Source organism: Pantoea sp. AS142, assembly GCF_037152305.1.
Taxonomy (GTDB): domain Bacteria; phylum Pseudomonadota; class Gammaproteobacteria; order Enterobacterales; family Enterobacteriaceae; genus Pantoea.
In genome coordinates, this window is record NZ_JBBCMO010000001.1 from 139,397 (window position 1) to 159,415 (window position 20,019).

General features: G+C 53.0%; 21 protein-coding genes, 1 other RNA gene and 1 pseudogene. 15 read left to right on the forward strand and 8 right to left on the reverse strand.

The features are described 5' to 3' along the window. The first annotated feature begins 85 nt into the window (after positions 1-85). From lon to WFO64_RS00735, 5 genes are all read left to right on the forward strand, one after another. A complete protein-coding gene (lon, locus tag WFO64_RS00715; RefSeq protein WP_337008090.1) occupies positions 86-2,440 on the forward strand; it encodes an endopeptidase La in 2,355 nt (784 codons plus the stop codon). A gap of 214 nt (positions 2,441-2,654) precedes the next feature. Continuing rightward, positions 2,655-2,927 carry a nucleoid-associated protein HU-beta gene (hupB, locus tag WFO64_RS00720; RefSeq protein ID WP_009091701.1) on the forward strand — a complete coding sequence of 91 codons (273 nt, stop codon included), beginning with the start codon at positions 2,655-2,657 and terminating at the stop codon, positions 2,925-2,927. Positions 2,928-3,177: 250 nt separating this feature from the next. Continuing rightward, complete coding sequence (gene ppiD, locus WFO64_RS00725; RefSeq protein ID WP_337008092.1) at positions 3,178-5,046, forward strand: peptidylprolyl isomerase; 1,869 nt, start codon at positions 3,178-3,180, stop codon at positions 5,044-5,046. Between the two features lie 140 nt (positions 5,047-5,186). Beyond that, on the forward strand, positions 5,187-5,540 hold the full coding sequence (locus WFO64_RS00730) for a helix-hairpin-helix domain-containing protein (RefSeq protein WP_337008094.1): 354 nt from the start codon (positions 5,187-5,189) through the stop codon (positions 5,538-5,540). Between the two features lie 100 nt (positions 5,541-5,640). Next, a complete protein-coding gene (locus tag WFO64_RS00735; RefSeq protein ID WP_337008095.1) occupies positions 5,641-6,039 on the forward strand; it encodes a YbgC/FadM family acyl-CoA thioesterase in 399 nt (132 codons plus the stop codon). Positions 6,040-6,089: 50 nt separating this feature from the next. Here WFO64_RS00735 and queC read toward each other — a convergent pair whose 3' ends face one another. Both queC and WFO64_RS00745 read right to left on the reverse strand, forming a co-directional pair. Then, on the reverse strand, positions 6,090-6,785 hold the full coding sequence (queC, locus tag WFO64_RS00740; RefSeq protein WP_337008097.1) for a 7-cyano-7-deazaguanine synthase QueC: 696 nt from the start codon (positions 6,783-6,785) through the stop codon (positions 6,090-6,092). A gap of 207 nt (positions 6,786-6,992) precedes the next feature. Continuing rightward, positions 6,993-7,495, reverse strand: a pseudogene (locus WFO64_RS00745) (pyridoxal-phosphate dependent enzyme); the annotation flags it as partial. Positions 7,496-7,611: 116 nt separating this feature from the next. On the opposite strand from WFO64_RS00745, the gene WFO64_RS00750 reads away from it, so the two are divergent. The 5 genes from WFO64_RS00750 (at position 7,612) to amtB (ending at position 13,552) form a co-directional block, all read left to right on the forward strand. After that, a complete protein-coding gene (locus WFO64_RS00750) occupies positions 7,612-8,073 on the forward strand; it encodes an Lrp/AsnC family transcriptional regulator (protein ID WP_337008099.1) in 462 nt (153 codons plus the stop codon). Positions 8,074-8,097: 24 nt separating this feature from the next. Next, a complete protein-coding gene (locus WFO64_RS00755; RefSeq protein ID WP_337008101.1) occupies positions 8,098-9,867 on the forward strand; it encodes a SmdA family multidrug ABC transporter permease/ATP-binding protein in 1,770 nt (589 codons plus the stop codon). Next, positions 9,860-11,635, forward strand: a complete 1,776-nt coding sequence (locus WFO64_RS00760; RefSeq protein ID WP_337008103.1) for a SmdB family multidrug efflux ABC transporter permease/ATP-binding protein — start codon at positions 9,860-9,862, stop codon at positions 11,633-11,635. Before WFO64_RS00755 ends, WFO64_RS00760 begins: the two co-directional genes overlap by 8 nt. A gap of 257 nt (positions 11,636-11,892) precedes the next feature. Continuing rightward, entirely contained in the window at positions 11,893-12,231 is a 339-nt protein-coding gene (gene glnK / locus WFO64_RS00765; protein ID WP_003850469.1) for a P-II family nitrogen regulator, read from the forward strand. A 34-nt stretch (positions 12,232-12,265) separates the two neighbouring features. Beyond that, on the forward strand, positions 12,266-13,552 hold the full coding sequence (gene amtB / locus WFO64_RS00770; protein ID WP_337008105.1) for an ammonium transporter AmtB: 1,287 nt from the start codon (positions 12,266-12,268) through the stop codon (positions 13,550-13,552). Positions 13,553-13,600: 48 nt separating this feature from the next. Here the strand turns inward: amtB and tesB are convergent, their stop codons facing one another. After that, positions 13,601-14,464 (reverse strand): acyl-CoA thioesterase II, encoded by an 864-nt coding sequence (gene tesB, locus WFO64_RS00775; RefSeq protein ID WP_337008107.1) that lies wholly within the window; start codon positions 14,462-14,464, stop codon positions 13,601-13,603. Positions 14,465-14,654: 190 nt separating this feature from the next. Here tesB and WFO64_RS00780 point away from each other — a divergent pair, with 190 nt between their 5' ends. Next, positions 14,655-15,212 (forward strand): YbaY family lipoprotein, encoded by a 558-nt coding sequence (locus WFO64_RS00780; protein ID WP_337008108.1) that lies wholly within the window; start codon positions 14,655-14,657, stop codon positions 15,210-15,212. Positions 15,213-15,249: 37 nt separating this feature from the next. Here WFO64_RS00780 and WFO64_RS00785 read toward each other — a convergent pair whose 3' ends face one another. Continuing rightward, positions 15,250-15,561, reverse strand: coding sequence for an MGMT family protein (locus WFO64_RS00785; protein ID WP_337008110.1), 312 nt, complete (start codon positions 15,559-15,561; stop codon positions 15,250-15,252). A gap of 175 nt (positions 15,562-15,736) precedes the next feature. Here WFO64_RS00785 and ffs point away from each other — a divergent pair. Next, positions 15,737-15,833, forward strand: an RNA gene (gene ffs, locus WFO64_RS00790) — signal recognition particle sRNA small type. 137 nt (positions 15,834-15,970) lie between these two features. Here the strand turns inward: ffs and WFO64_RS00795 are convergent. The 3 genes from WFO64_RS00795 to WFO64_RS00805 form a co-directional block, all read right to left on the reverse strand. Beyond that, entirely contained in the window at positions 15,971-16,186 is a 216-nt protein-coding gene (locus WFO64_RS00795) for an HHA domain-containing protein (RefSeq protein ID WP_003850458.1), read from the reverse strand. Positions 16,187-16,210: 24 nt separating this feature from the next. Beyond that, the gene (gene tomB, locus WFO64_RS00800) at positions 16,211-16,588 is read right to left on the reverse strand and encodes an Hha toxicity modulator TomB (protein WP_337008112.1); all 378 of its coding nucleotides are present in this window, start codon (positions 16,586-16,588) and stop codon (positions 16,211-16,213) included. A 147-nt stretch (positions 16,589-16,735) separates the two neighbouring features. Continuing rightward, a complete protein-coding gene (locus tag WFO64_RS00805) occupies positions 16,736-17,089 on the reverse strand; it encodes a hypothetical protein (protein WP_337009456.1) in 354 nt (117 codons plus the stop codon). 341 nt (positions 17,090-17,430) lie between these two features. On the opposite strand from WFO64_RS00805, the gene WFO64_RS00810 reads away from it, so the two are divergent. Genes WFO64_RS00810 through WFO64_RS00820 form a run of 3 tightly spaced genes read left to right on the forward strand, consistent with a single transcriptional unit; the run spans position 17,431 to position 19,829 of the window. Continuing rightward, positions 17,431-18,099 carry a metal ABC transporter ATP-binding protein gene (locus tag WFO64_RS00810; RefSeq protein ID WP_337008114.1) on the forward strand — a complete coding sequence of 223 codons (669 nt, stop codon included), beginning with the start codon at positions 17,431-17,433 and terminating at the stop codon, positions 18,097-18,099. Further along, a complete protein-coding gene (locus tag WFO64_RS00815) occupies positions 18,096-18,935 on the forward strand; it encodes a metal ABC transporter permease (protein WP_337008116.1) in 840 nt (279 codons plus the stop codon). The genes WFO64_RS00810 and WFO64_RS00815 overlap by 4 nt, the downstream gene beginning before the upstream one ends. Before the next feature lie 15 nt (positions 18,936-18,950). Further along, on the forward strand, positions 18,951-19,829 hold the full coding sequence (locus tag WFO64_RS00820; protein ID WP_337008118.1) for a metal ABC transporter substrate-binding protein: 879 nt from the start codon (positions 18,951-18,953) through the stop codon (positions 19,827-19,829). A 44-nt stretch (positions 19,830-19,873) separates the two neighbouring features. On the opposite strand, the gene ykgO is transcribed toward WFO64_RS00820, so the two are convergent. Then, entirely contained in the window at positions 19,874-20,014 is a 141-nt protein-coding gene (gene ykgO / locus WFO64_RS00825; RefSeq protein ID WP_337008120.1) for a type B 50S ribosomal protein L36, read from the reverse strand. Positions 20,015-20,019 lie beyond the last annotated feature (5 nt).

Below are 20,019 nucleotides of genomic sequence, written 5' to 3' on the forward strand. Positions count from 1 at the left end.
ATACTCAGATACCTGTGGGTTTAACTGCATACCTGCCTGATGCGGTTCCCATCACCTGGCGGACATTAAACAAAGAGAGAGCTCTATGAATCCTGAGCGTTCTGAACGCATTGAAATCCCCGTGTTGCCGCTGCGCGACGTGGTGGTTTATCCGCACATGGTAATTCCGTTGTTTGTTGGCCGGGAAAAATCAATTCGGTGCCTTGAAGCCGCAATGGATCATGATAAAAAAATCATGCTGGTCGCACAGAAAGAGGCTTCAACGGATGAACCTGGCATTAACGATCTTTTTTCAGTAGGGACCGTTGCATCAGTACTGCAAATGCTGAAACTGCCGGATGGCACTGTCAAAGTTCTGGTCGAAGGTTTACAACGCGCCCACATTACGACGCTGGCCGATAACGGTGACCATTTTGTGGCACAAGCTGAATATCTGGTTTCGCCAGAGATTGAAGAGCGTGAGCAGGAAGTGCTGGTGCGCACGGCGATCAATCAGTTTGAAGGCTATATCAAACTCAATAAAAAGATCCCACCTGAGGTTTTAACCTCGCTGAATAATATTGATGATGCGGCCCGCCTTGCCGACACCGTCGCAGCACATATGCCACTGAAGCTGGCAGACAAACAGTCTGTGCTGGAGATGTCCGACGTCAACGAACGTCTGGAATATCTGATGGCGATGATGGAATCTGAAATCGATCTGCTGCAGGTTGAGAAGCGTATTCGCAACCGTGTTAAGAAGCAGATGGAGAAGAGTCAGCGCGAGTACTATCTGAATGAGCAGATGAAGGCGATTCAGAAAGAGCTGGGCGAGATGGACGATGCGCCTGACGAGTATGAAGCGTTAAAACGCAAAATCGACGCGGCGAAAATGCCGCAAGATGCGCGCGAGAAAGCGGAAGCTGAGCTGCAGAAGCTGAAAATGATGTCCCCGATGTCTGCTGAAGCGACCGTGGTTCGTGGTTACATTGACTGGATGGTTCAGGTTCCGTGGAACGCACGCAGTAAAGTGAAGAAAGATCTGCGTAAAGCGCAGGAGACGCTGGATACCGACCATTACGGCCTGGAGCGCGTGAAAGACCGTATTCTTGAATATCTTGCGGTTCAGAGTCGCGTCAGCAAAATTAAAGGGCCGATTCTGTGCCTGGTCGGACCGCCAGGGGTAGGTAAAACCTCCCTTGGTCAGTCGATCGCCAAAGCCACCGGACGTAAATATGTGCGTATGGCGCTGGGTGGCGTGCGTGATGAAGCTGAGATTCGCGGTCACCGTCGTACTTACATTGGCTCTATGCCGGGTAAATTAATCCAGAAAATGGCAAAAGTCGGGGTTAAAAATCCCTTATTCCTGCTGGATGAGATCGACAAAATGTCCTCTGACATGCGCGGTGATCCTGCGTCAGCGTTGTTGGAAGTGCTTGACCCTGAGCAGAACATTGCGTTCAACGACCACTATCTGGAAGTCGATTATGACCTCTCTGATGTGATGTTCGTGGCGACCTCGAACTCAATGAATATCCCGGCACCGCTGTTGGATCGTATGGAAGTGATTCGTCTGTCGGGTTACACCGAAGATGAGAAACTGAACATCGCCAAGCAGCATCTGCTGACCAAGCAGATTGAGCGTAACGCCCTGAAAGCCAGTGAGATTACGGTCGAAGATAGCGCGATTGTGGGCATTATCCGCTACTACACCCGTGAAGCTGGCGTGCGTAGCCTGGAGCGTGAGCTGTCAAAATTGTGCCGTAAAGCGGTGAAATCACTGCTGATGGACAAGACGAAAAAGCATATCACTATTAACGGCGAAAACCTCAAGGACTTCCTGGGCGTACAGCGCTTTGATTACGGTCGTGCTGACAGCGAAAACCGTGTAGGTCAGGTGACGGGGCTGGCGTGGACGGAAGTGGGTGGCGATCTGCTGACTATCGAAACCGCCTGCGTACCGGGTAAAGGCAAGCTGACTTACACCGGTTCTCTGGGTGAAGTGATGCAGGAGTCGATTCAGGCTGCGCTGACTGTGGTGCGTGCACGTGCCGAGAAACTGGGTATCAATGGTGACTTCTACGAAAAACGTGACATTCACGTTCACGTTCCTGAAGGCGCTACACCGAAAGATGGTCCAAGTGCCGGTATCGCTATGTGTACTGCGCTGGTCTCTTGTCTGACCGGCAACCCGGTGCGGGCAGATGTGGCGATGACCGGTGAGATTACCCTGCGTGGTCAGGTGCTGCCGATTGGCGGGTTAAAAGAGAAACTGCTGGCAGCACACCGTGGTGGTATTAAAACCGTGCTTATCCCGGATGACAACAAGCGTGACCTGGAAGAGATTCCGCAGAACGTGATTGCCGATCTGGAAATCCATCCGGTGAAACGCATTGAAGAGGTGCTGAATCTGGCACTGGAAAATGCGCCTTACGGTATGCAGGTCGCAACAGCAAAATAGTGATTAACGGCATAAACCGTTAAAAAGCGGAGCTGGCAAGGCAATTGGCGCTTGCCAGCTTTTTTTTGTGCCGCTAATTTAGGTGGTTGCCGACGCAACGTTCTCAGAGAAATTCCGTTGTTTCGGCTCCACAGGCTTGATATAACTTGCTGCGCGTTCGTACCAGGCCGGAATCCGGGTACGATGTGAAATAATAAAAGAGGGGATGAAGAGAGTGAATAAGTCACAATTGATCGACAAAATTGCTGCGGATGCTGATATTTCTAAAGCGGCAGCGGGACGTGTTTTAGATGCATTTATGGGCTCAGTTTCAGATGCGCTGAAAGACGGTGATGAAGTGGCTCTGGTGGGTTTCGGCACATTCTCTGTGCGTGACCGTGCTGCACGTACCGGCCGCAACCCGCAAACCGGTAAAGAGATCACCATCCCGGCCGGTAAAGTACCAGGCTTTCGTGCTGGTAAAGCATTGAAAGACGCTGTCAATTAATAACAACGAATAGATTCATTGACGCATTTTCTTCAGTGGATTAGAGGACGATTAACGCGTTCTCATGTAACATACGGGCACATCAATCAGATGTGCCTTTTTTGTTTTAGCGCCGGTGAGATATCGGGCCGTAAGATGGACCTGGACCGGATTGAGACTGCCAGTTAAGCCAGCAGTTGCGTGAGTCGCCAGCCAGTGGCGAATTGCGACCGAGCTTTACATTCACACTACAGCGGAGCGTTGCCATACCATGATGGACAATTTACGCGCGGCGTCGAACCATGTCGTGCTCAAGATTATTTTGGGGCTGATTATCTTCTCCTTTGTGCTGACGGGCGTTGGCAACTATCTGATTGGCGGCAATAACGATTATGCGGCCAAAGTTAACGGCCAGGAGATTAGCCGGGGACAGCTGGAGCAGGCGTTCAACAGCGAACGCAGTCGTCAGCAGCAGATGCTGGGCGATCAGTTCTCGCAACTGGCCAGCAACGATGGCTACATGCAGCAGATTCGCCAGCAGGCGTTGTCGCAGTTAATCGATCAGGCGCTGCTCGATAGCTACATTAAAGATCTCCACCTCAGCATCAGTGATGATCAGGTCAAGCAGGCTATCTTCAATCAGCAGGCTTTTCAGACCAACGGCAAATTCGACAATGCTAAATATCTGTCTCTGATCGGCAACATGGGTTTCAGTGCCGACCAGTATGCTGAAGCGCTGCGTAAGCAGCTCTCCAATCAGCAGCTGATCAATGCCGTGGCTAACACCGACTTCACGCTGAAAGGCGAAGCCAGCAAACTTGTGGACCTGGTTTCACAGCAGCGCGATATTCGTCAGGCGACGCTGGACGTCAATGCGCTGGCGGCGAAACAAACCGTCACCGACGGCGAAATCAGTCAGTACTATCAGCAGCATAAAACCAGCTTTATGGCACCGGAACAGTTCCGTGTCAGCTACATCCTGATGGATGCCGCCAGCATGCAGCAAAATGCCAGCGAGGCCGATATTCAGGCCTGGTACGACCAGCATAAAGCGGACTATTCGCAGCCACAGCGTACGCGCTACAGCGTCATTCAGACCAAAACTGAAGCCGATGCGAATGCGGTTCTGGCTCAGCTGAAAGGTGGTGCCAGCTTCACAGATGTGGCGAAAGCCAAATCAATTGACCCTATCTCTGCGCGTCAGGGCGGTGATATGGGCTGGCTGGAACCGTCAACAACGCCGGATGAGCTGAAAAATGCCGGTCTGACCGAGAAAGGTCAGATGTCAGGTGTGATCACATCTTCAGTGGGCTTCCTGGTGGTTCGTCTCGACGATATCCAGCCAGAGCAGGTTAAGCCACTGAATGAAGTTCGCAATGCCATTGCAGCGAAAGTGAAGCAGGAGAAAGGTGTTGATGCCTTCTACAAACTGCAACAGAAAGTCAGCGAAGCGGCCAGCAATGACAATGAGTCACTGGCGGGTGCCGAGCAGGCTTCGGGTTTGAAAGCGAAAGAGACAGGTTGGTTCAGTCAGGATACGCTGCCAGACGATCTTAACTTCGATGCAGTGAAGCAGGCGATCTTTAACGGTGGGCTGGTAGGGCAAAACGGCGCACCGGGCAATAACTCCGATATCATCACTGTCGATGGCGATCGTGCCTTTGTGCTGCGTATCAGTGAACATAAACCGGAAGCGGTAAAACCGCTGGAGCAGGTTAAGGCGCAGATCACTGACACGCTTAAGCATGATAAAGCGACGCAGCAGGCGAAAGCTCAGGCCGATAAGCTGCTGGCCGATCTTAAAGCAGGTAAACAGGATGCGCTGACTGCCGCAGGTCTGACGCTCAGTGCCAGCAAGACCGTTGATCGTAATGCACAGGATCCGGTGGCACAGGCCGCCTTTAATCTGCCTCAGCCTGCGGAAAATAAACCTTCCTGGGGTGTCAGCGAAGATATGCAGGGGAATGTGGTACTGCTGGCGGTTGATAAGGTTAAAACCGGCAGCATGCCGCAGGCGCAGATTGACGAAATGGTCAAAGGCGTCACGCAGAATAATGCGCAGCTGACGTTCGAAGCGTTACTGCAAAACCTGCGTAAAGAGGCCAAAATTAAGTACGGCGCTGCCGCACAAATGCAGTAAGCCTCGCAAAAACTGCGCAACAACTGTAATAACAAAAGGCCGCATTCGCGGCCTTTTCCATTTCTGTCATCTCGCTTTTGAGCCTTGTGCGCAGTAGTGACACTCTGTCGCTGCTGTTTACACACAAGGAGAAACACAGCATGGCTAAACCTAAACTCGTTGCCCTCTTTTTTTCACTCGCGCTGGGCGGTGCATTCTGTCACAGCGGCGTCGCTGCGGCCCCTGAACCTGTCAGCACTGCCGACGCAGCATTGCCTGCGTCGAAGCCAGAAGCATCCGCACTGCCACAGCATGAGCAGGAGCAGGTCAGCATCAATGAAGCGACAGCTGAACAGCTCTCTGCCGTCATGAATGGTGTGGGACTGAAAAAGGCGCAGGCGATTGTGGGCTATCGTGAACAGTACGGACCATTTAGCGCGATTCAGCAACTCAGTGAAGTGCCGGGTATCGGTAATGCGCTGATAGAGCGGAATGCGGCTCGGCTGAAATTGTGAGGCAGTACGCATCTGTGATGCTTAACCCACGATAACCAGGCGACTCTGCTAAAGTGAACAGGTCCAACCAGTTCATTCACAGCAGCAGGAGAGCATGATCATGCAGACCACCCTCAAAGTGCGCGGCTATCATCTGGATGTCTATCAGCACGTTAACAATGCGCGCTATCTTGAGTTTCTGGAGGAGGCGCGCTGGCAATGGCTGGAAGAGATTGAAGCCTTTCACTGGTTGCAGGAACAGAAACTGGCTTTTGTGGTGGTAAACATTAACATCAATTACCGTCGCCCTGCCGTGCTGGGCGACGTACTGACCATAGACAGTGAAATCACGCAGTTAAATGGCAGGAGCGGTATTATTGCACAGCGGGTGATGCTGGCAGACCAGGAGACACTCGTGGCTGATGCTGCAATCACCTTTGTCTGTATTGATTTGCAGACCCAAAAGGCAGTGTCGCTGGAAGGGGAATTACGTGAACGACTGATGCGTTTGATGACATGAGCTGACAAAAGGCGGCAAACCGGGGTTCTGTGCCGCCATGCCAGACGGCCTCAGTTAAGGCCGCTCTTTGCCTTCAATGCGGCCATCACGCCAGCACGATCATTGAGATAACCCTGCAAACCATTGGCGCGTAAATGACAGGCGGCACACTCGCCACATCCGTCACCTTTTATGCCGTTATAGCAGGTCAACGTCTGTTCGCGTACCAGCGAAAGTTGCTGCCAGTAATCTGCCAGCGCCCAGGTTTCCGCTTTGTTGAGCCACATCAACGGCGTTTCAAAACGGATATTGCGCGCCATACCAAGTGTGACCGCCTGGTTCAGCGCTTTGACAAACTCATCGCGGCAATCGGGATAGCCGGAAAAATCGGTCTCACAAACGCCGGTGATTATCGCTTCCGCTTCTACCTGATACGCATAAACCGAGGCCAGCGTCAGAAAGAGAATGTTGCGTCCCGGCACGAATGTACTGGGTAATCCACTGGCATCGGGATTGTAAGCCGGCACCGGAATATTATCTCGCGTCAGGCTGCTGACGGCGAGGTCGTTCAGCATGGTGACATCCAGCACTTTATGCGCACGCGCACCCAGCTTAATGGCCAGATCCTTTGCTACATCGATCTCTTCCCGGTGGCGTTGCCCATAATCGAAAGTGACGCAGTGGACTTCATCATATTGCTGTAAAGCCTGAATAAGGCAGGTAGTGGAGTCTTGTCCACCGCTGAAAACTACAACAGCGCGTTTCATGGCGTTTTCCTGATAATTAAATTTTGCGCTTATGGTAATGCCTCATTCCTCGGCTGAACAGCTGTAGGGCGAATCAATAGGCGGCGGAATCCATGCGCGACTGAAATCGAACCAGCCTGGCGTATTCAGTTCAATCCCTTCAACGCAAGGCGGTGCGTAAATCTGGTAGCGATAATTGAAGAGTGGCAGCAGGATGCCGCCCGTCATAGCAATATTGTTATTGCCGCACCAGTCGGTGGCACATTCAGCATAGGTAAACTGATCCATAAAATGGCCGTTAAGCTCTCGCGCCAGCCGTTCAGACTCAACATAAAGCTGACAGGGATGCTCGACAAAATGGCACTGCCCGCCATAAAACGTGATCTTTTCAATTTTACTCTTCGCGGTACTGGCGGCCATTACCGCAATAAAGGGCAGCCCCAGCAACTTTGCGAAGTAAGCCTCAGAAACAGCAGTACTGCCTGACGAGGCTTCAATAATCGGCGTGTGCTGTTTGATCCAGCCGTTGGAAAGGCCGTAGAGGAACAGGGATCGTGCCAGCCGGTGTTTAAGACTGCCACTGGGATGGGTGCTCTCATCTTTCAGATAGAACCAGATGCCGGGATGCCGGGAAAGTCCGCCAGATCGAAACGGATCAAATGGGTCTCAGCCGATCGTTGAAAATCAGCGTTAATTTCGTTGATAGCGTGATGAATCCAGCAGGTATGCACCTCAGGCGTCCGGTAAAAAATGATGCAGCGATTTTATGGCACGTGCAGGAAAAAGAGATGGCGAAATTACCGCTAAAATCGCGGTAATGGAGAAAATGATTCTCTCGGAGTTCCTAATGCTAGACAAAACTGACCTGAAATTGCTCTCACTGCTGCAGCATGACTGTGCGCTGTCGCTGCAGTCGCTGGCGGATGCCGTCAACCTCACCACCACACCCTGCTGGAAGCGACTGAAAAAGCTTGAAGATGATGGCATTATCCGCGCACGGGTGGCGTTATTGGATGGGGACAAAATCGGACTGTCACTGACGGCATTTATGTTTGTTAAAACACAGCAGCATAGCCGCGAATGGTATCAGGCATTTGTCTCGATGGTGAGCAGCATGCCAGAGGTGATGGCCTTCTACCGTATGGCAGGCGAGTATGATTACCTGCTGCGCATCCAGGTGGCTGACATGAAAAGCTATGATGCTTTCTACAAGCGATTAGTGAATGGTGTGCCAGGCCTGATTGATGTGACATCCAGCTTTGCCATGGAAGAAATTAAATACACCACGGCTTTACCTGTCGCCCCCTAAGGGCCTGAGATTGAGAACAGCGTTGTGCGATTATTCAGTCAATTAAGTTGGTATTTTCTGCGGGAGTGGCGGCGCTATCTGGGCGCGGTCATCCTGCTGATTGTTATTGCTATTTTGCAGTTGCTGCCGCCACATGTGGTCGGGGTAATTGTTGATGGTGTAACGCATGACAACATGAGTACCAGCCGCATTATGATGTGGATTGGGATCATGCTGGCAACGGCACTGGTGGTCTATCTGCTGCGCTATGTCTGGCGCGTACTGCTGTTTGGTGCTTCTTACCAGCTGGCGGTTGAACTGCGCGAAGATTTTTATCGCCAGTTGAGTCGTCAGCAACCAGCATTTTATTTGCGTCACCGCACCGGCGATCTGATTGCGCGCGCCACTAACGACGTGGATCGGGTGGTGTTTGCCGCTGGGGAAGGCGTACTGACGCTGGTCGACTCGCTGGTAATGGGCTGCATGGTATTGCTGGTGATGAGTACTCAGATCAGCTGGCAGCTGACACTGCTTGCGCTGGTGCCGATGCCCATTATGGCAATCGTGATCCATCGCTGCGGTAATCAGTTGCACCACCGCTTTAAGCTGGCACAGGCGGCATTCTCCAGCCTGAACGATCAGACACAGGAGAGCCTGACCAGCATCCGAATGATTAAATCCTTTGGTCTGGAACAGCATCAGTCGCAGCAATTTTCTGACATCGCCCGTGATACCGGTGAAAAAAACCTGCGCGTGGCGCGGATCGATGCCCGTTTCGATCCCACTATCTATATCGCTATCGGCTTCTCAAACCTGTTGGCGATTGGCGGCGGCAGCTGGCTGGTGTGGCATGATCAGATGACGCTGGGGCAACTTACCAGCTTTGTGATGTATCTCGGCCTGATGATCTGGCCAATGCTGGCGCTAGCGTGGATGTTTAATATTGTTGAACGCGGCAGCGCCGCCTGGAGCCGCATCGGCGCGCTGCTGGCGGAAGCGCCAGCGGTGGAAGATGGCGATAATTCACTGCCACCTGAACCGGGCACGCTGCAGGTAGCGATTCGCGCCTTTCACTATCCGGCCAGCGCTGGCCCGGTGTTAAGCGATGTCAGCTTCCAGCTGAAACCCGGCCAGATGCTGGGGCTGTGCGGGCCAACTGGCAGTGGCAAAAGTACACTGCTCAGCCTGATTCAGCGCCACTTTGATATTCAGCAGGGCGACATCCGTTATCATCAGATCCCGCTGCCGCAGCTGCGGCTGGATAGCTGGCGCAGCCGTCTGGCCGTGGTCAGCCAGACACCGTTCCTATTCTCAGACAGTGTGGCGAACAATATTGCGCTGGGGAAACCAGGCGCAACCCAGCAGGAGATTGAACATGCCGCCACGCTGGCCTGTGTTCATGACGATATCCTGCGTCTGCCGAAGGGCTATGAAACGGAAGTCGGGGAGCGTGGTGTGATGCTGTCAGGTGGACAGAAGCAGCGTCTTTCGATTGCCCGGGCGCTGCTGCTGAATGCCGAAATTCTGATTCTGGACGATGCGCTTTCTGCGGTGGATGGGCGTACCGAACACGAAATCCTGCATAACCTGCGCATCTGGGGGCAGGGTCGAACGCTGATTATCAGCGCGCACCGCCTATCGGCGCTGACGGAAGCCAGTGAAATTCTGGTGCTGCAGCAAGGCAGCGTGGCTCAGCGAGGCGACCACGACGCGCTGACCGCCCATGCTGGCTGGTATCGTGATATGTACCGTTACCAGCAACTGGAAGCAGCGCTGGATGATGATGAAAATGAGAAAGGAGTGCCGCATGGCTAAGTCTGCACGCTTGTGGCCTACCCTGAAGCGCCTGCTGAGCTACGGTAAGCCATGGCGTAAATCCCTGTCGCTGGCGGTAGCCATGCTGTGGATCGCTGCCGCGGCTGAAGTGACCGGTCCGGTGCTGGTCAGCTACTTTATCGATAATCTGGTGGCGAAACATCAGATGCCCTGGGGGCTGGTCGCGGGGCTTGTAGTTAGTTTTATCCTGCTTCAGCTGCTGGCCGCCGCGCTGCACTACTGGCAGGCGCTGTTGTTCAACCGTACTGCTATCGGTGTGGTACAGCAGTTACGCAGTGATGTGATGAATGCCGCCCTCTGTCAGCCCCTGAGCGCTTTTGATACTCAGCCGGTCGGGCAGATTATTTCGCGTGTAACTAACGATACGGAAGTGGTCCGCGATCTCTATGTCACGGTGGTTTCAACTGTGCTGCGCAGCGCCGCACTGGTTGGCGCGATGATGGTGGCGATGTTCAGCCTTGACTGGCGAATGGCGCTGGTGGCGATGATGATTTTCCCGCTGGTACTGGTGGTGATGTTTATCTATCAGCGCTACAGCACACCGATTGCGCGCCGGGTTCGCAGCTATCTGGCAGACATCAATAATGGCTTTAACGAAGTGATCAGCGGGATGAGCGTGATTCAGCAGTTTCGTCAGCAGGCGCGATTTGGTGAGCGGATGGGCGAAGCGAGCCGCTCTCACTATCTGGCACGAATGGAAACGCTGCGTCTTGATGGCTTTCTGCTGCGTCCGCTGTTGAGTCTGTTTTCAGCAATGGTGCTGTGCGGGCTGTTGATCCTGTTTAGTTTCTCAGTGCCTGGCGTGTTTGAAGTGGGTGTGCTGTATGCCTTTATTACTTACCTGGGTCGCCTGAATGAGCCGTTGATTGAGTTGACTACTCAGCAATCGATGCTGCAGCAGGCGGTAGTTTCAGGCGAGCGTATCTTTGAGCTGATGGATGCCGCGCAGCAGCAGTATGGTGCCGATGAGCAGCCACTGGCATCAGGTCATATCGCCCTGCACAATTTGAGTTTTGCTTACCGTGAAAACCGTGATGTGCTGAGTGATATCAATCTTGAGGTCGCACCGCGTGAGTTTGTGGCGCTGGTGGGACATACCGGCAGCGGCAAAAGCACCCTGGCTAACCTGTTAATGGGTTACTACCCGGTGACGCGTGGCGAAATCCGTATTGATGACCGACCCATTGGCGAGCTGAGCCATGCCGTGCTGCGACGCGGTATCGCGATGGTGCAGCAGGATCCGGTGGTGCTGGCCGATACACTGCTGGCGAATGTCCGGCTGGGCCGCAACATTAGCGATGAGGCCATCTGGACAGTGCTGGAACAGGTGCAGCTGGCTCCGCTGGCGCATGCCCTACCGGAGGGTGTTCATACCCGGTTGGGCGAGCAGGGCAACAATCTGTCGGTTGGGCAGAAGCAGTTGCTGGCGCTAGCCCGGGTGCTGGTTGATCTGCCGCAGATACTGATCCTTGACGAGGCGACGGCTAATATCGACTCCGGTACTGAGCAGGCCATTCAGCAGACGCTGACGACGCTTCGCCAGCACAGCACGCTGGTGGTGATTGCTCACCGACTCTCAACGATTACTGAAGCGGACAAAATTCTGGTGCTGCATCGCGGTCGAGTGGTTGAGCAAGGCACCCATCAACAACTGCTGGCGATGCAGGGACGTTACTGGCAGATGTATCAGCTGCAGCAGGCAGGTGATGAACTGGCGTCGGGCGTGACGATAACAACTGAAAGCTAAGTTGCACCTTTTTTGCACATCTTTCTCGGAATAATCTGTACTAACGCACTCTTTTGATGCCTGTGGCACCAAAGGGGTGCACTCCTCCGCTGCAATCCCTGCCACAAGTTAACCCTGTTGCAGTACTCCTATAAAACATCCCTTGTCATGTCTCGCCTGAATAACTGATTAACGACAGTTTTACACTCTGGCACAGGCTTTGCTTATATCCCTGCGTGTCCGTAAACGTTACCTATTTACTCGCTGGAGGGGATCCAATGAAGCTGGTTACCGTCGTAATTAAGCCATTTAAGCTGGAGGATGTACGTGAAGCTTTATCCTCTATCGGCATTCAGGGACTGACTGTCTCCGAAGTGAAAGGTTTTGGCCGTCAGAAAGGCCATGCAGAACTCTATCGTGGCGCAGAGTACAGCGTGAACTTCCTCCCGAAGGTCAAAATTGATATCGCTATTGCCGACGATCAGTTAGACGAAGTGGTGGATGTCATCAGTAAAGCGGCTTACACCGGTAAAATTGGCGACGGTAAAATTTTCGTGGCTGAACTGCAGCGCGTCATCCGTATTCGTACCGGCGAAACCGACGAAGCCGCTCTGTAATTAAGACTCAGTACTGTGAAGGGATGGAATAAAAATGAATAGAATTTTCGCTAAGTTGGGCCTCACCAGCCTGGCACTGTTACCCTCACTCGCGATGGCAGCGCCTGCCGTTGCGGACAAGGCTGATAATGCATTTATGATGATTTGCACCGCGCTGGTGCTGTTTATGTCAATTCCAGGTATTGCATTGTTTTACGGCGGTTTGATTCGAGGCAAAAACGTCCTGTCAATGCTGACGCAGGTTGCTGTCACCTTCTCACTGGTGTGCGTTTTGTGGATGGTTTATGGCTATTCACTGGCGTTCAGTGAAGGCAACGCTTTCTTTGGTGGCTTTGGCTGGGCAATGTTGAAAAATATTCAACTCACCGCCGTTATGGGCAGCTTCTATCAATATATCCACGTGGCATTCCAGGCTTCCTTTGCCTGTATTACGGTGGGTCTGATCGTTGGTGCCATTGCAGAACGCATCCGTTTCTCTGCCGTACTGATTTTTGTCGGTGTCTGGCTGACACTGGCTTACCTGCCAATCGCGCACATGGTGTGGGCAGGCGGTTTCCTGGCACAGGATGGCGCTCTGGACTTTGCAGGTGGCACCGTGGTGCATATTAACGCTGCTGTGGCGGGGTTGGTGGGTGCTTATCTGGTTGGCAAACGTGCTGGCTTTGGTAAAGAGGCATTCAAACCACATAACCTGCCGATGGTCTTCACCGGCACCGCCATTCTCTATGTCGGCTGGTTCGGTTTTAATGCCGGTTCTGCTTCTGCAGCAAATGAAATCGCGGCGCTGGCCTTCCTGAACACTGTTGTCGCCACAGCGGGCGCGGTGTTGTCATGGACCTTTGGCGAGTGGGCGGTTCGTGGTAAGCCTTCACTGCTGGGTGCCTGTTCAGGCTTTATTGCCGGACTGGTGGCGATTACGCCAGCTTGTGGTTATGTCGGCGTGGGCGGTGCATTAATCATTGGCCTGGTCGGCGGCCTGGCGGGATTGTGGGGCGTGACTACCCTGAAAAAATGGCTGCGTGTGGACGACCCCTGCGATGTGTTCGGCGTGCATGGCGTGTGCGGCATTGTCGGCTGTATCCTGACTGGCGTGTTTGCCTCCTCTTCACTGGGCGGCGTCGGGTATGCTCAGGGCGTAACCATGGGCCATCAGGTCTGGGTACAACTCTTCAGCGTGGGGCTGACTATCGTCTGGTCGGGCGTTGTCGCCTTCATCGGCTTCAAGCTGGCTGACCTGATTGTCGGTCTGCGTGTGCCGGAAGAGCATGAACGTGAAGGTCTGGATGTAAATAGCCACGGCGAGAACGCTTACAACCAGTAATGGGTGGACACTGAAGAACAATCGGGGGCGAGCAATCGCCCCCTTTTTTTATTCGCTGCGCAGACGCATCACCCCTTCCTGAACCGTTGAAGCCACCAGCACACCCTGCTGATTGTAAAACTCGCCGCGAACAAACCCCCGAGCGCCAGAAGCCGAGGTACTGACCACGCTGTAGAGCAGCCATTCGCTGAAGTCGAATGGGCGGTGGAACCACATTGAGTGGTCAATAGTAGCGACCTGCATATCCGGCTCTAAAAAGCCTTTGCCGTGCGGCTGGAGTGCGACCGGCAGGAAATTGAGATCGGACGCATAGCCGAGTAGGTACTGATGGATGCGTAAGTCGGCGGGCAGTGGGCCGGTGGCACGGATCCAGACCTGGCGCTCAGGCTTATCCACATGTCCCCGAAGAGGGTTGTGAATTTGCACCGGACGGATCTCCAGAGGACGTTCAGCAATGAATTTTTCGCGTAATTTTTCTGGCAGCAGATGCGCCATTTTCTGCGCCATCGCTTGTTCAGTTAACAGATTCTCTGGGCCCGCCACCTGTGGCATCGGATTTTGGTGTTCAAACCCGCTTTCCGGTGACTGGAATGAGGCGGTCATATAAAAAATCGGCTGCCCATTCTGAATGGCACTGACGCGTCTGGCGCTGAAACTTTTGCCATCGCGCAGGGTTTCAACATCATAAATAATTGCTTTCTGGCTATCGCCGGGCCGCAAAAAATAACTGTGGAAAGAGTGAATAACGCGATCTTCCGCAACGGTTTGCTTTGCGGCGTACAGCGCCTGACCCACCACCTGTCCGCCAAACACCTGGCGCAGACCCAGATCTTCACTCTGGCCGCGATATAAACCCTCTTCCAGTTTTTCCAGATTCAACAAATTCAGCAGATTTTGCAGTGCCTGACTCATGGCGCATTCCTCGATATAGTGACCCGCTCAGTGTGAAAGATCGGACCAGTTGACGTCAATCAGACTTTGCGCTTTACCGGTCCCAGGCAAAATTTCATTTTTGTGCCAACATTAAGGACATACGGCGAGTGAAGCGCTGTAAGCAGGATTCGCTGCCGACAATCATTTTGATCAAATGGAGACGACATCAATGAAGCTCAGGCATGTGTTCAGTGGAGTAGTTATGGCGGTTGCTGTTGTGGGATGCGCCGACAAGAGTAAACCAGTACCAACGCCAACCCTGGGTTCAGCGGTTGCAGGACAGACGGCGGCGATTGCGCAGCCTAATGTAAGTGGTTCCGTATTTATCCGCCAGCGTATTGCGTTGCCGCCGGATGCGGTGTTAACCGTGACGCTATCTGATGCGTCCGTTGCCGATAAGCCATCAAAAGTTCTGTCGCAGCGCGTGGTGCGTACCGAAGGCAAACAGGCACCGTTCCAGTTCGTGCTGCCGTTTAACCCAGCCGATATCCAGCCTGATGCACGCATTCTGTTAAGTGCAGCCATCTCAATCGACGGCAAGCTGGCATTTGTCACTGATGGCGTGAAGCCGGTGATCAACCAGGGTGGCACCAAAGCAGAGCTGCTGCTGGTACCGGTACCGTCAATGGCGATGCCAACCCAGCCGGGCGCAGCGACCACTGTTCCTTCGACTTCACCGACTCTGGTGACACCGTCTGCTGCTGTTCCTGCACCAACGCGTATTTAATTATCTGTCGGGGCGACATTGTCGCCCCTTTTCCTGCCTAAAATCGCCAGCGGTAAGTCTCAAGATCGAGCTTTCCATCATCACTCATCTCAATGCCTTCCGTTTCCAGTGCATCTCGCTGCCGTAACAGACGGTCGCCCTGAAGTGAAAGGGTGCCGTGACGATTGACTACGCGATGCCAGGGAAGGGTAGTGTGCTCGGGTAACCGGCTTAGTACACCACCGACCTGACGTGCTGCGCGCGGAGAGCCGGCCAGCAGTGCAACATCGCCATAGGTGGCGACGCGGCCAGGGGGAATCGCGGCAACAATTTGCCAGATGCGTTGCTGAAAAGTGTCTGGCTGATCCATGTGCTTATTTCATCAGGAAAAAGAATTTTAACTCTAGCATGGAGAGAGGACGATGAAAGCGTCAAAACGGCGGTTGTTCAAGAAAACAACGGTTGTCCCGACTACGCTTGCAATTGCCACCCCCTTCCCCGATAATGCCCCCGCTCTCGTAAAGAGGGCTTGTCAATGGGGGCCCTGTTGGTTCTCCCGCAATGCTAGCTTGTGAACTCGGTCAGATCCGGAAGGAAGCAGCCGTAGCAGGTGATGCGTGTGCCGGGATGTAGCTGGCAGGGCCCCCACCACTTTATCCCTTCGATAACCCCTTTCCCAGAAACTGCAGACAGGCAAAACCCGCCTGAGCCGATCCTTTGCTGGCAGGCAGGAATATCCGGTACTAACCTGGGGTCAAGCTAAACAGTAAACGATCGGATTAACGGACAAATTTCCATACTGAACCCGGGACTTTATCGTAGAGCTTGTTCATCGTCAATTCTGCTAAACGATGGTCCGCTGCCGAATAAAATACCGCTAACTCGTCTTCCGGTAATTCATACTTATTTTTTTCAATTACCCTTTCCAGGGTATCAAGTGAACGGCAACGCCGTAGTCTCATCAAATAATCGGTTTTAGTCAGGGTTTTGTTCATAAATAAACCGTTCTCATGTCTGTACTATAATGAATGGCTCGGTTGCTGGAGAAAAGCGCACTCTTCAGTGAACAGATTAAATAAGCGTTTCGCTGAACGTTGCCACCGTTGAAGATCCGGACTATTGACACCATAGTTGCTGAATAGCATAAAAGTATCATCAAGATATTCATCGATTTGCGAAATCAGCGCTTCATCTTCAACGTGCTTAATTTTGTAATTCATGGTGTAAGAGGCGATATGTTCAATCAAATCGTTAAGCTGCAAATTGCTTTCAGAAGTGGGATCATTTACCCAGCCATGATGGCTGTCGGTCAACGTTGCCATGCTGTCGTCAAACAGACTTTCACACAAGAATTTAAGCTGGGCAATATCATGCCGTTTCGGTGAGTATTCGTCCATCTTTTTCCCCTCCATAGCTAGCACAGTTGCCGCAGGGCGGCGATATAGGAGAACGCGGCCAGGAAGCGATTATTCGGGCAGTTATTAAATGGGATGCTTTAAAGATAGTGTAAAACCATTAGTTCTGCTCACCTCCATTACTAAATATTACAATTCATCACCAGGGGAGGGTTGCTGATTGTCAACCACATCAAACTCAAGTGCACCGGGCTTAATGTGAAAATTTACCCGCTCTGACTGAGTAACGGTTTCATTTAGATCCTGACAAGGACTAAATAAATTCCAGTCAAAATCGTAAAGTAATTTAAAACTATTCAGATCCAGGTATTCAACCGAGACAATTTTCAAACTGCCTGGAACTAACCGGGCATTTTGTGAGTACCAGCGTAAATCCCCCACCAGCAAATCAGTTATTTTGAGAATATTCCGCTGAATAATCTCTGCTATTTTTGTACAGTCTGATTCACCCGCAGCAATATCACATTCAATTCGTGACAGCATATCCGACCCGCTAATAACCGCTAATAAACCTATCATTGGTTTTCTGCAACCGGTTTGCAAGTCAATTGAGCACCAAACTCTTCATTTCTGCGATCTGCCAGACGCAGCCGCGGGCCGTTCTGCCTGTATACGTCTACCTGTGAGTGCAGGCGGTATTTATCTTTTGATACACAATCACCCATTCAACTGATGGCAACATCGGGTATGCTTGTTGTTATGTTATAACATATTGTTGGAATGATGCGTCGGAGTGGATTACTTATGTCATGGGTTGAGCGGCTGGGAGTCGCACTGCTATTCATTGCGCTGATTGCCGTGGCGATAAAATGGGGGATGAGTGCATGATCCTGTTTAACGCGCTTCGTGCTGGTTATCGGGGACAGGTTGTGACTCCGGCCATCACTGGCCAACTCGCCGCAGGATCAATGACCGCTCTGGTCGGGGCTAACGGCAGCGGCAAATCAACCCTGCTAAAAACCATTGCTGGCTTACTGCCACCCATAGCCGGGCGCTGTGAGCTGCAGGTTGCGCGCCGGGATATAGGCTGGTTGCCGCAGCGCACCGAACTGGAGACGCGTTTACCTCTGACGGTATTTGAACTGGTCTCAATTGGCTGCTGGCCACGCTGCGGCTGGTTCGGTGGCATTAACCGGATACTGCGCCGCGAAATCTGGCAGGTACTGGACGCGGTTAAGATGAGTGATTATGCGGATGCGCAGCCAGCGACGTTATCAGGAGGACAACTTCAGCGGGTATTGTTTGCGCGGCTCATGTTGCAGCGCAGTCAGCTCTGGCTGCTCGATGAGCCTTTTAACGGCATTGACAGCCAGACGGTCACATTGCTGATGTCGATCCTTGAGCAGCAGCAACAGTCCGGTACAACCCTGCTGGTGGTGCTGCACGATCGTCCGCTGGTGGCACGTTACTTCAATAACATCATGTCGATGGATGAGAGTAATGTCAGCTGCACCGGTATGCCTGTTTCCCCTCTACGGAGCGTTGTGCCGTGACCCTGATGCAGCCTTTTATTGAGTTTGGTTTTATGCGGCGCGCGTTGGTCGCCTGTCTGGCGCTGGCTGTCAGCGCTACGCCGCTCGGCGTATTTCTCTCGCTGCGTCGTATGAGTCTGATCGGTGATGCCTTATCACACGCAGTGCTGCCCGGAGCTGCCATTGGCTATCTGATCTCTGGACTGTCACTGGTTGCGATGGGTATCGGCGGCCTGATCGCCGGTTTAGCTGTGGCGCTGCTCTCTGGTGCGGTCAGCCGCTACACGCCCCTGAAAGAGGATGCCAGTTTTGCCGGGTTTTATCTCGGCTCACTGGCGCTAGGCGTCACGCTGGTTTCATTACGCGGCTCAAGTGTGGATCTGCTTCACGTGCTGTTTGGCTCGCTGCTGGCGGTAGATAACACTGCGCTGTTGCTGGTGGGCGGCATCGCTGCCTTTACGCTGATTCTGTTGGCGCTTATCTATCGTCCGCTAGTCATAGACGCGTTTGACAGTGACTTCCTGCGAGCGCAGGGAAGATGGAGCGCACCGCTGGTGCATGGGCTGTTTTTAATGCTGGTAGTGCTGAATCTGGTGGCGGGCTTTCAGGTACTGGGCACCCTGATGTCGGTGGGTTTAATGATGTTGCCCGCTGCCAGCGCCCGTTTCTGGAGTCGCCATCTTGACGCGATGCTGGTTATCGCCATTTTCATGGCAATGATTTCAGCGCTGGCTGGCCTGATGCTCTCCTGGCATTTTTCATTGCCGGCCGGTCCCGCTGTGGTGCTGAGCGCTGCCATGCTGTTTTTTTTCTCCATTCTTGCAGGGCCATGCGGCGGAATTTTGCGCCGCCATTAATTTAAAGGGGTATCTATGAAAAAATTACCGGTTAGCCTGGCGCTCGCTGCGCTGTTTGCCACACCACTAACGATGGCAAAAACAGTGGATGTGGTAGCCAGCTTTACCGTGCTGGCAGACATCGTTAAGCAGGTTGGCGGCGATCATGTCGAAGTAAAAAGCCTGGTGGGGCCGAATGGCGATCCCCATTCGTTTGAACCGACGCCACAGGACAGCCAGGCTCTGGCGAAGGCCGATCTGGTGTTTGTCAGCGGATTGGGACTGGAAGGGTGGATGGATCGGCTGGTTAGCGCCTCGGGGTATCGCGGCCAGCCCGTTGTGGCCTCAAAGGGTGTCACCACCCGCAGCATGCAGGAGGAGGGCAAAACCGTTACCGATCCTCATGCCTGGAACAGCATGCAGAACGGCGTTATCTACGCGACCAACGTGATGAACGCGCTGGTCAAAGCCGATCCCGAAGATGCTCCGGCAATTCGTCAGCGTGGCCAGAATTACATACAGCAGCTGCAATCCCTGGATCGCTGGGCAAAAACAGCCTTTGACGGCGTGCCAGCCGACAAGCGTAACGTGCTGACCAGTCACGATGCGTTTGGTTACTTTGGACAGCGATATGGCGTGACTTTCCTGGCACCCGTGGGGTTCTCTACTGAAGCTGAAGCGAGTGCCAGCAACGTGGGTAACTTAATCACTCAACTGAAGCAGCAGCACATCAACCGCTATTTCATTGAGAACCAGACCGACCCGCGCCTGGTAAAACAGATAGCCAGCGCCACCGGAGCCGAGCCGGGGGGGGAGCTTTATCCGGAAGCGTTATCCACGGGCTCTGGCCCGGCGGCCACTTATCAGGCGGCCTTTAAACATAACGTGAATGCGATGCTGAAGAGCATGCGCTAAGCATAAAAAAGGCCGGGCAAGCCGGCCAGTTATCACGACACAAACTAGCGTCTTTTCTTTCTTCCCTGTACGGCTTTAAAGCGTGGGTTCGTTTTACAGATCACGTAAATCCGTCCCTTACGGCGGACGACCTTACAATCGCGATGACGATTTTTTGCTGAACGCAGCGAGCTTAATACCTGCATGAGAC